Source organism: Burkholderia sp. AW49-1 (genome assembly GCF_053427845.1).
Genome location: NZ_JBSAXF010000009.1, coordinates 250,029 through 260,124, shown reverse-complemented (window position 1 = coordinate 260,124; position 10,096 = coordinate 250,029). Strand labels below are relative to the sequence as shown.

Here is a 10,096-nt window from a genome sequence, read left to right as displayed (position 1 = left end):
CGAGAACCCGGAAGACGCAGCGACGATCGAGCGAGTGCGCGCGCAAGTAGCCGAGCTGACCAAGCGTTTCCCGGTTTATCGCTGATCCGGCATGCGCTGCCCGTTCTGCCGGCATGAGGACACGCAGGTCGTCGACTCGCGTGTGTCCGAAGATGGCGCCGCGATTCGTCGGCGCCGTCGTTGCTCGGCTTGCGACAAGCGCTTCACGACGTACGAGCGGGTCGAGCTGAACTTGCCGGCCGTCGTGAAGAAGGACGGCAGCCGCACGGAATTCGACCGTCGCAAGATCGTCGCCAGCATGCAACTCGCGCTGCGCAAGCGGCCGGTTGCGGCTGACGCGATCGACGCGGCGGTCGCCCGCATCGAATATCAACTGCTCGCAACCGGCGAGCGTGAAGTGCGTAGCGAGAAGCTTGGCGAACTCGTGATGAACGAGTTGCGCGGCCTCGATACGATCGCCTATGTCCGTTTCGCATCGGTATACCGCCGGTTCGAGGATGTTTCCGAATTTGCCGACGTGATCGAAGAGTTCCGTCGCGCGTCCCCCTCCAAACCTTCGCGTAAGCGCTGACGCACCGCGTCCATTCATCGTCTTCTCCGTGGGTACAGTTCGCGCCGATTGTGTCGGCCGCGATCACATGTCGCCAGTCGGCCGTCCGGCTAATGGCGCATGTCTGCTTGCGTCGCTACAGTTGTCGCATCACGTTGACGGAGGGCGATGGCGATGGGACTGCCCCGACAGGGCGTTGAACAACGCATGCGCTGCTGCGGCGGCTTTACGCTCGTCGAGCTGATGGTCGCGATCGCGCTGGCAGCCGCGATCGGACTATACGCAGTACCTGCATTCGATCAGTGGCACATGCGTGAACGTGTGGATGCACGCTCACGTGCGTTGCTCGGCGCGCTGTCGTTCGCGCGCACCGAGGCGACACGTCTAGGCGTGCGCGTCACGCTGTGCAGGTCCGGGCGCGACGGCGATTGCGTGCGTTCCGGCGCGCGGTGTGACCTCCCGGGATGGTCGTGCGGCTGGGTCGTGAGCGGGCAGTTCGACGGACGATCGCGCGTGCTGCGGCGCTATCCGCGCGATGCCGACATTGCTGTCGCGGGGGCGGCGCACGATCTGGCATTTGCTCCGCCGGCGGGCCAGGTGCTTGGCGGGATCAGGCGTTTCGAGCTGCGTCCGCAGCGCACGCTGTCCGGTGACGACGCACGCGTGTCGCGCTGCATTCGGATCGCGGCAGGTGGCCGGGCGCGCGTCGTCGCCGGTCGTTGCGAAGCGGCATGAAGCGCGCGCGCAAGTCCATGTGCGGCACGTCGCTGCTCGAAGCGGTGCTGGCTGTCGCGCTACTTGCAACCGTGATGCTGGCCGTGGCCGGCAGCCAGCTTGCGATGACGCGCGCGCAGCGGGCGACGATCTGGCGTGAACGCGCGCTGTGGCTGGCCGATGCCCGCATTGAAGGCAGGCACGCGGCGGCAGGCACCGACGACGACATCGCGGCGCTCGTGTCCGCATCGTTGCCCGGCGGCACGACGGCGCTCGACGATGGGCCGGCGGGTGTCCGCTACGTGACGGTCGGCTGGCGTGACGCTCACGCCTCCGCGCTGACATCGGCGCGCTGCGAAAGCGCGCGGGCAACGGTCGGGGCGCCGTCGTGCGCGCGGATACCTTTTCGGGAGGCCGAGGTCAATGCCGATGAACGGTGAACGCCGCAGCCGCGCGCATACGCTGCTCGAAGTGCTGATCGCGATGACGGTCGGTCTGCTGGTGCTTGCGGCTGCCGGTGCGCTGTACCACGCCCAGCGCGTCGCGCAGCGGCGAGCCGAAGACGGCTTCCGGATGCGCGATGCGGCCGCGACCGCACTGATGCTGATCGGCGAGCAAATCCAGATGGCCGGGTTTCGCCCGCTCGATGTCGAAGGGGCGCCATCGTTACCGCCGATGTTCGGCTGTTCCGCGGGGCGCGTGCGAGGCAATGGAGCGGAGGTGCGCTGCGAAACCGTGCGCGCAGCGTCGGACGCATTGCTGGTTCGATATGTCGGCGACCCCGTGTCGACGTGGCCGACGATTGGAGCTCAGGTGTCGGATTGTCTCGGGCAGGGCGTTGGCGCTCCTGGCGAGCGGCCGCTCGTGGAAAACCGTTTCGACGCGCATGTCAGTCCGTCGACGGGCGAGCCCGAGTTGTACTGCGAGGGAAGCGGGCGCCCGGGGACGCCGCAGCCCGTCGTGTCCGGTATCGACCAACTGCGCGTGCGCTACCTGCGGCGCGAAGCCGCGCAGTTCGTCGGCGCGGGGGCGATGGGCAGCGGCGACTGGCGCGATGTCGTTGCGGTGCATGTGTGTGTGCGTGCGCGTGGCGAACCGATGCACGGGCCCGCGCGTCATGTCGATTGCGACGGCCGCATGGCTGTTTCATCGGACGGTCGCGCGCATCTGGTGCTGCATCGAATCGTCGCGTTGCGCAATGCCGCGATTGCATCCTCCGGTCCCAAGGATGATGCGGCGCAAGATTACGGGGTGTTGCGATGATCTACGCAAACCGATTAGTCGACGAATTCGCGATGCGAATCGCGCCAGGCCAAGCCGTGCAAGGCAGCGCACCGTTGCGTTCCGCGACATGCGGCACGCGGTGAGGGTCCCATGTTGAGCGGAACAACATCACGCACACACTCTCCGCCCACCAGCCGCGGCTGGCGTCGCGACGCTGGCCTTGCACTGCCTGCCGTGATCGCGGTTGGCGCTGCGGTCGCCGCGCTGACCGGCACATGGTTCGAATCCGCATTGACGGAATCGCGCCGCACGCGTGCATTGTCGGACCGGCTGATCGCATTTCACGCAGCCGACGCAGCGCTGGCAGCATGCACAGCGCGCTTCCTTGAAGGCGGGGCGCCATACATCGATGAACCGGCCTCACCAGCCGAGCCGGACGCATGGCGGCGTGCGCCCGCACTGGGTGTCGCCGAAGCGTTCGCCCCGTTCGCCTCCTGGCCGATGGCAGCCCAGCCGCCGCGTTGCCTGATCGAAGCCTGGCGAGGTGTCGGTCCTCAAGGGAGTTGCGCTTACCTCGTCACCGCGCGTGGTGTCGGTGGCCATGCGTCAAGCGTGGTCTGGCTGCAGAACCAGGTCGCGCTGCGAGACGGACGCATCGTTGCACGGCGCTGGCGTCGCGTCGCGGCGGTGCATCGATGAAACAGCCTCCATTGCTGCGCCGATCGGTCGCGTTCACGTTGCTCGAACTGATGATCGTGCTCGCGATCGTTGCCGCGCTGGCCGGGTGGGGTATTCCGTCATATCGCGAGCATGTCGCGCGCGTGCATCGCGCATCCGCGGTCGCGGCGCTCTACCGTGCGGCTCAGTATCTCGAAACGCTCGACGGCGCGCCGCCACGGACGCTGCCAGACGCATATTCGCAGGCGCCCCCGGACGGGCAGCCGGTCTACGGCGTGGCGCTGCGGCGAGCAGTCGACGATGACGCGTCGGTGGCCTACGAACTCGTTGCGCGCCCGCTCGATGCAGGCCCGATGCGCGACGACGCATGCGGAGCGTTCACGCTGCGCGCGGACGGGACCAAAGGCAACGCGGGATCGAACGACGCAGAGGCGGACTCGCGGGAGCGGACATGCTGGGGCTTGCGGTGATTACGCGACCACGCACGGAGAACGCACAACGGCGCCGGACGTGTGCGCGCCACGTCGGGTGTCAGTCGTCGTTCGTGGCAGGTTCGCGCTCGTCGCGCGACTGCTTCCAGATCCGGTAGACCTCCCATGCAGCGAAGCCGACGGAGCCCCACTTCAGCGCGGGGCCTGCGCTCGCGCGCAGCAGCGAGCGTATGGGTTTCGCCAGCACGAGCGATGCGAGCGAACTCAACATCGGGTACTGGTTGACGAGTTGGCCGAGGCTCGCGTTCAGGTTCTTGGCGGACTGGCTGAACTTCGTGCCCGACAGGCCCGGGACGAATACCTTGAGCCAGCTGAAGCGCGTGACGGCGTGGCGCATTTCGGCGGCGGCTTCGGCAAGCTCGAGCCGTTCGACCTCGGATCGCAGGATCAGCAATTCCTTGCGGAGCGCGCGATGCTGCGACGCGTTCCAGTTCGATCGCGACGAATGGGGGCGGGTTGAATGGCCCGTGACGTTCTGGCTCATGGCGCGTCGGCGAAGTAGGTGAGAGAGGGGAACGCGACTGCGTTCACGGCTTGCCGCGGAAAATTTCGCGGTCTTTCTCGAGCTCGGCGAGCGTCGCCTCGAACACGGTCGGCGCGTCGCGCAGGCCCGAACGCGCTTTCAGCGCACATACGATGCCCGCGACCGCGTACAACGCAGTGATGGCTGCGAGCGACTGCCAGCGATAGGTATCCCAGAACGCGATCGTGACGAGCACGGTCAGGCTGATGAGCGCCATCGTCGCGAGCATCATGGCCGCGAGCCCGAGGAACAGTACGCCCATCAGGCGTTCCTTCTCCTCGGCGAGTTCGATGCCGACCAGTTCGAGGCGCGTCTGCAGGAGGCCGATCGCGGAGCCGACGAGGCGGCGCAGCGGTCCCTGGCCGGACGGCTGCGGGTGGGTGTCTGTCGTCATGGATGAGGCGCTTGTGCGCGCAATGAGCGGCTAGGACAAAGCCGGCCGGCGGCGAATCGCCGGCTGGCTTCGGCACCCATGCGCCGCACCGGGCGGCACATGGGGCGGAACGGCGCTGAGCGCGTTACTTGCGGTTGATCAGCAGGCCGATCAGCACGCCGACGCCGGCGGCGACGCCGATCGATGTCCACGGATGCTCGTGCACGTAGTCGTCGGTCGCGCGCGCGGCCTTCTTGCCTTTCTCGACCACCACGACCTGGACGTCGGTTGCCTTTTCCTTGGCCTGCTTCAGGCGCGACATGGCTTTTTCGCGCAGCTCGGCCGCCCGGTCGCCCGTGCTGCTCGCTGCCTGCTTGAGCAGATCCTCGGCGTCCGCGAGAACGGTTTTGATATCCGACATCAGTTTCTCCTTGTTGATTTCCGACATTGCAACTCCCTTCATGCTGTCATGCTGCAGTTTCACATCGTAGCGAAACCCCTGCCTGCTGGCGAGCCGGGAAGACACGCGGCGGCGGTGCAAGACCACATGGTAAACGACTCGTAAGCATTGACAGAGCCGCAAATGCTGCGAAAAGTTTCCCTTGCGGCCGTCCGTCCTGTCCCGATACCGGGTAAAAATGACAAAAAAGTATGAATATCAAACAGAATAATCGTTCGCATCGCCCATTGCTTCCCGTAAGCTGATGGACTGTCCCGCGCCGTCCAGCGCGCGGTTTCAACCAGCATCGTTCGAGGAGGGAACATCATGAGTCTGCGTCTTGGTGACATCGCACCGGATTTCGAGCAGGAATCGAGCCTGGGCCCCATCAAGTTTCACGAGTGGCTGGGCGACAGCTGGGGCGTCCTGTTCTCGCATCCGGCCGACTACACGCCGGTGTGCACGACTGAACTCGGGCTGACCTCGAAGCTGAAGGGCGAATTCGAAAAGCGCAACGTGAAGGTGATCGCGCTGTCGGTCGACGGCGTCGAATCGCACAAGGGCTGGATCAACGACATCAATGAAACGCAGTCGACGGTCGTCGGTTTCCCGATCATCGCCGACGCGGACCGTAAGGTGTCGCAGCTGTACGACATGATTCACCCGAATGCGAACGAAACGCTGACGGTGCGATCGCTGTTCGTGATCGACCCGAACAAGAAGGTGCGGCTCACCATCACCTACCCGGCCAGCACCGGCCGCAACTTCGACGAAGTGCTGCGCGTGATCGACTCGCTGCAGCTGACCGACAACTACAAGGTCGCGACGCCCGGCAACTGGAAGGACGGCGACGACGTCGTGATCGTGCCGTCGCTGCAGGATCCGGAGGAACTGAAGAAGCGCTTCCCGAAGGGTTTCAACGCCGTGCGTCCGTACCTGCGCCTCACGCCGCAGCCGAACAAGTAAGCAGCGGCTGCCGCGTCGGCGGCGCGTGACGAACGCGCGCGCCGATGAAAACGGCCCGCCGGACAGCGATGCCGGGCGGGCCGTGTCGTTTCAGCGGCGACGATATGACTCGACGGGTGCCGCGTATCGCACGCGAATGATCAGAAGAATGCCTGGATGCCCGTCTGCGCCCGGCCGAGGATCAGCGCATGGATGTCGTGCGTGCCTTCGTACGTGTTCACCACTTCGAGGTTCACGAGGTGGCGCGCGACGCCGAATTCGTCCGAGATGCCGTTGCCGCCGAGCATGTCACGCGCGAGCCGCGCGATGTCGAGCGCCTTGCCGCACGAGTTGCGTTTCATGATCGACGTGATCTCGACGGCCGCCGTGCCTTCGTCCTTCATCCGGCCGAGACGCAGCACGCCCTGCAGGCCGAGCGTGATTTCGGTCTGCATGTCGGCGAGCTTCTTCTGGATCAGCTGGTTCGCGGCGAGCGGCCGGCCGAACTGCTTGCGGTCGAGCACGTACTGGCGCGCGGTGTGCCAGCACGACTCGGCCGCGCCGAGCGCACCCCAGGCGATCCCGTAGCGCGCCGAGTTCAGGCACGTGAACGGGCCGCGCAGGCCGCTCACGTTCGGCATCAGGTTCTCCTCGGGCACGAACACTTCGTCGAGGACGATCTCGCCGGTGATCGACGCGCGCAGCCCGACCTTGCCGTGGATCGCGGGCGCCGACAGGCCCTTCCAGCCCTTCTCGAGGATGAAGCCGCGGATCGCGTCCTTGCCGTTTTCTTCCAGTTTCGCCCACACGACGAACACATCGGCGATCGGCGAGTTGGTGATCCACATCTTCGCGCCTGACAGCGAATAACCGCCTGGCACCTTCGTCGCGCGCGTGACCATGCTGCCCGGGTCGGAGCCGTGGTTCGGCTCGGTCAGGCCGAAGCAGCCGATCCATTCGCCGCTCGCGAGCTTCGGCAGGTATTTCTGCTTCTGCGCGTCCGAGCCGAATTCGTGGATCGGCACCATCACGAGCGACGACTGCACGGACATCATCGAGCGGTAGCCTGAGTCGACGCGCTCGACTTCGCGCGCGATCAGCCCGTAACTCACGTAATTGAGGCCGGGGCCGCCGTATTCTTCCGGAATCGTCGGGCCGAGCAGGCCGATCTCACCCATCTCGCGGAAGATCTCGGCGTCGGTGCGTTCGTGACGGAACGCCTCGGTGACGCGCGGCGCGAGCTTGTCCCGCGCATACGCGTGCGCGGCATCGCGCACCATCCGCTCTTCTTCGGTCAGTTGCTGGTCGAGCAACAGCGGATCGTCCCAATGAAAAGTTGCAGCGCTCATCGTGTCATCTCCTGTTGGCCAGGGTGGGCGCTTCAGCGCTTGCCCTGATCCCATGCTTGGCGGTCGGTCCCGGGCTGGCGCTTCGCGGCCTGCCCCAACGTCTAAAGTTTGCTTGACTGTAGTTCCGCTGTGCGGAACAATGTTTTGCAAAACGCACCCAGTGTAGCATCACATGACACTTTCAACCATCGACGAAACCACGATCGACGAACGCAAGTTCGTCGTTGCGCTCGCGCGCGGGCTCGACCTGCTGCGCGCATTCCGGCCCGGCGAGACGATGCTTGGCAATCGCGACTTCGCGGAGCGCACCGGGCTGCCAAAGGCGACGGTGAACCGGCTCGCGTATACGCTGACCGTGCTCGGCTATCTGCGCTACGACGAGACGCTCGGAAAGTATGCGCTCGACGCCGGCGTGCTGTCGCTTGGCTACGCGCTGCTGTCCGGCTCGGGGACGCTCGATCTCGCCCGGCCGCACATGCAGGCGCTCGCGCGCGAGATCGGCGCGGCCGTGTCGCTCGGCTGCCGCGACGGGCTCGACATGATCTATCTGGAGACGATCCGCAGCGAAACCGCGCTGACGCTCGGGCTTGCCTCCGGCTCGCGCTTGTCGATGCTGACGAGCTCGATGGGGCGCGCGTACCTGGCCGTGCAGCCGGAGGACGTGCGCCGCGCGCTCTATGCGGATCTGCACCGGGCGGCCGGCGGCGGGGCCGACGCGGATGTGCTTGTCGCGGCCGCGCAGGACGCGGTGGCCGAGTTCTCCGTGGGCGGGTGCTGCTATTCGTTTCGCGCATGGCACATGGACGTGAACGCGGCGGCCGTGCCGTTTCGCGAACCGCGCGAGGGGCGCTGGCTGATCCTGAGCTGCAGCGGGCCCGCGTCGTCGATGGACGAGGACGTGTTCCGCACGCAGGTGGGGCCGAAGCTGAAGGCGCTCGCGCAGCGGCTCGGGCAGACGGTCTGAAACGGGCGCCGCGAGCGGCGCGTCGCCGGGCCGACCGGGCGCCAGCGTGGCCGCCACTGCCGGTTGCGCCGCACGCGAGGCGCGCTCATCATCATCCACCGGTTCCCCGACGATGACGAGGTTCGTGATGTCCCACCCGGAAACCATGGAAGGCGGTTGCGCATGCGGGGCGATCCGCTACCGGATCGCCGTCATTCCGGCCGACGCAGGCTTCTGCCATTGCCGGCTCTGTCAGCGCACGACGGGGGCGGCGGTCGTCGCGTCGGCATCGGTGCCGCTCGACGCATTCGAATACCTGCAGGGCGAGCCGACGGTCTATGCGTCGAGCGCGTGGGGCGAGCGGCGCTTCTGCGGCCGCTGCGGCGCGCAGTTGGAGTATCGGCTGGCCGATGCGCCGACGACCGTGGAAATCAACTGTGCAACGCTCGACGAGCCGGCGCGGCTGCGTCCCGCGTGGCACGTCTGGTACGGGGATCGCTTCCCGGGCATCGAGATCGACGACGATCTGCCGAAATTCGACGATGGCGGAAGGGCCTAGCAACGTGCCGGCGTCGAATCCGCGCACACGCGCGTTCGACCCTTCACGCATGAACGGAAGAGGAACCGGCCATTATCGGGCGACGATGCACGCCGCCCCCGATTCCCGACGCAATACCAATACCGACAGCGGATTCCGCCATCCGCCATCCGCCGTGCCGCACCCCGCGCGCGCAGGCCGTCGGCCCGCTCAGGCCGGGACGACCTTCGAGAACACCGGCCCCTGCATGAACCGCACGTCGTGCTGGCGCAGCAGCTCGCACTGCGTCTCGTCAACGACGCCGTCGAAAATCAGCGGAATCCGCACGCGCTGCGCATACGCGACCAGCGCCTTCACCATTCCGTCGCGCAGCGCGATGCCCGCATCCATCTTGATGTAGTCGGGCCGCGCCATCTCCGATTCGACCGCGAGGATCCGGCCCGGGTCGGGCAGCTTGTCCGCGACCTTGAAGCCGTGATGCTGGTAGCTGCGCGTCAGGTAGCCGAGGAAGGTCTTGTGCGCGACCGCGACCGCCGGCAGCTCGATCACGATCCGCTCGGTCGGTAGCCCGAAGCGCTGCAGCACCGACGAGAAATGCTTGCCGTGGTCGTACTTCACGCTTTTCAGCAGCCGTTCGTGCACGCGCAGGAACAGCAGCCCGTGGCGTTGCGCGCCGAAGAAGTTGATCGCGTGCAGCGCGCGAGACAGCCGATCGATCGCGACGAGCGTCTGGTCGTCGACGGCCGAGTCGACCGGATCGTGCGGCGCGCCCGTGACCAGCGTGACGGCCTGGAAGCCGAGTTCGTCGCCGTAGCGCTCGATCGCGTCGGCGAACGACGTCGACTGCGGCGCGCCGGGCATCGTCACGTCGTAGATCGGCTCATAGGCGCTCGCGAGCGTGCGCTCCGGCAGGTTTGCGCACGCGGTGCCGCCTTCGGCGAGCGCAAGGTGTTCCCGCAGATACGGCAATTGCCCGGCACGGACGACCAGCTCGGGAATGGTGGGCGGAATCATCGGCGTAGGAAGGAAAAATGGCGGCCGAACGGGCCGCCTCATGTCTTGATATTAGCAGCGCGCGCCCGGCTCGGCTTGGCGTTTCGCTCATATGGTTATCCCGTCCTTGCGCAGATGGCTAGGGTTTACGTTGATTTCACTATTCGTAATTGGTTTTACTATTCGTAAATTCAAAGATTTGTCGCCGATCAAGAAAAGCGGCGTTCGGGCGCCCGGCGCGGCGCCGTTTCCCGAATCGAATCAACAGGAAGCAAGGAGCGAGACGTGGCGGTTGACAGCAAGTGGGCGAGGCAGGGCGGGTCGCGGCAGCGGCGG

General features: G+C 66.2%; 14 protein-coding genes. 9 read left to right on the top strand and 5 right to left on the bottom strand.

Annotated elements, in window-relative coordinates:
• Positions 1–91 precede the first annotated feature (91 nt).
• From nrdR to ACV22W_RS17000, 6 genes are all read left to right on the top strand, one after another.
• Positions 92–571 (top strand): transcriptional regulator NrdR, encoded by a 480-nt coding sequence (gene nrdR / locus ACV22W_RS17025; RefSeq protein ID WP_006754597.1) that lies wholly within the window; start codon positions 92–94, stop codon positions 569–571.
• 153 nt (positions 572–724) lie between these two features.
• Entirely contained in the window at positions 725–1,285 is a 561-nt protein-coding gene (locus ACV22W_RS17020; protein ID WP_448020615.1) for a GspH/FimT family pseudopilin, read from the top strand.
• Complete coding sequence (locus ACV22W_RS17015) at positions 1,282–1,704, top strand: PulJ/GspJ family protein (protein WP_448020613.1); 423 nt, start codon at positions 1,282–1,284, stop codon at positions 1,702–1,704. The genes ACV22W_RS17020 and ACV22W_RS17015 overlap by 4 nt, the downstream gene beginning before the upstream one ends.
• Entirely contained in the window at positions 1,688–2,527 is an 840-nt protein-coding gene (locus tag ACV22W_RS17010; protein WP_448020611.1) for a PilW family protein, read from the top strand. Before ACV22W_RS17015 ends, ACV22W_RS17010 begins: the two co-directional genes overlap by 17 nt.
• A 111-nt stretch (positions 2,528–2,638) precedes the next feature.
• On the top strand, positions 2,639–3,187 hold the full coding sequence (locus ACV22W_RS17005; protein WP_448020609.1) for a hypothetical protein: 549 nt from the start codon (positions 2,639–2,641) through the stop codon (positions 3,185–3,187).
• The gene (locus tag ACV22W_RS17000) at positions 3,184–3,636 is read left to right on the top strand and encodes a type IV pilin protein (protein ID WP_448020608.1); all 453 of its coding nucleotides are present in this window, start codon (positions 3,184–3,186) and stop codon (positions 3,634–3,636) included. Before ACV22W_RS17005 ends, ACV22W_RS17000 begins: the two co-directional genes overlap by 4 nt.
• A gap of 61 nt (positions 3,637–3,697) precedes the next feature.
• On the opposite strand, the gene ACV22W_RS16995 is transcribed toward ACV22W_RS17000, so the two are convergent.
• From ACV22W_RS16995 to ACV22W_RS16985, 3 genes are all read right to left on the bottom strand, one after another.
• Positions 3,698–4,141: a DUF3318 domain-containing protein gene (locus ACV22W_RS16995; RefSeq protein ID WP_448020606.1), complete on the bottom strand. Its 444-nt coding sequence runs from the start codon at positions 4,139–4,141 to the stop codon at positions 3,698–3,700.
• A 43-nt stretch (positions 4,142–4,184) separates the two neighbouring features.
• Positions 4,185–4,574 (bottom strand): phage holin family protein, encoded by a 390-nt coding sequence (locus tag ACV22W_RS16990; protein WP_448020605.1) that lies wholly within the window; start codon positions 4,572–4,574, stop codon positions 4,185–4,187.
• Between the two features lie 124 nt (positions 4,575–4,698).
• Positions 4,699–5,001: a DUF883 family protein gene (locus ACV22W_RS16985; protein WP_006754606.1), complete on the bottom strand. Its 303-nt coding sequence runs from the start codon at positions 4,999–5,001 to the stop codon at positions 4,699–4,701.
• 318 nt (positions 5,002–5,319) lie between these two features.
• Between ACV22W_RS16985 and ACV22W_RS16980 the strand changes: the two genes are divergently transcribed.
• Positions 5,320–5,958: a peroxiredoxin gene (locus tag ACV22W_RS16980; protein WP_034182833.1), complete on the top strand. Its 639-nt coding sequence runs from the start codon at positions 5,320–5,322 to the stop codon at positions 5,956–5,958.
• Between the two features lie 140 nt (positions 5,959–6,098).
• On the opposite strand, the gene ACV22W_RS16975 is transcribed toward ACV22W_RS16980, so the two are convergent.
• Positions 6,099–7,286, bottom strand: coding sequence for an acyl-CoA dehydrogenase (locus ACV22W_RS16975; protein ID WP_448020604.1), 1,188 nt, complete (start codon positions 7,284–7,286; stop codon positions 6,099–6,101).
• A 172-nt stretch (positions 7,287–7,458) separates the two neighbouring features.
• On the opposite strand from ACV22W_RS16975, the gene ACV22W_RS16970 reads away from it, so the two are divergent.
• Both ACV22W_RS16970 and ACV22W_RS16965 read left to right on the top strand, forming a co-directional pair.
• Complete coding sequence (locus ACV22W_RS16970) at positions 7,459–8,250, top strand: IclR family transcriptional regulator (protein WP_448020603.1); 792 nt, start codon at positions 7,459–7,461, stop codon at positions 8,248–8,250.
• Between the two features lie 127 nt (positions 8,251–8,377).
• Complete coding sequence (locus ACV22W_RS16965; RefSeq protein WP_448020601.1) at positions 8,378–8,788, top strand: GFA family protein; 411 nt, start codon at positions 8,378–8,380, stop codon at positions 8,786–8,788.
• A gap of 189 nt (positions 8,789–8,977) precedes the next feature.
• Here the strand turns inward: ACV22W_RS16965 and ACV22W_RS16960 are convergent, their stop codons facing one another.
• The gene (locus ACV22W_RS16960) at positions 8,978–9,781 is read right to left on the bottom strand and encodes an EAL domain-containing protein (RefSeq protein WP_448020599.1); all 804 of its coding nucleotides are present in this window, start codon (positions 9,779–9,781) and stop codon (positions 8,978–8,980) included.
• Positions 9,782–10,096 lie beyond the last annotated feature (315 nt).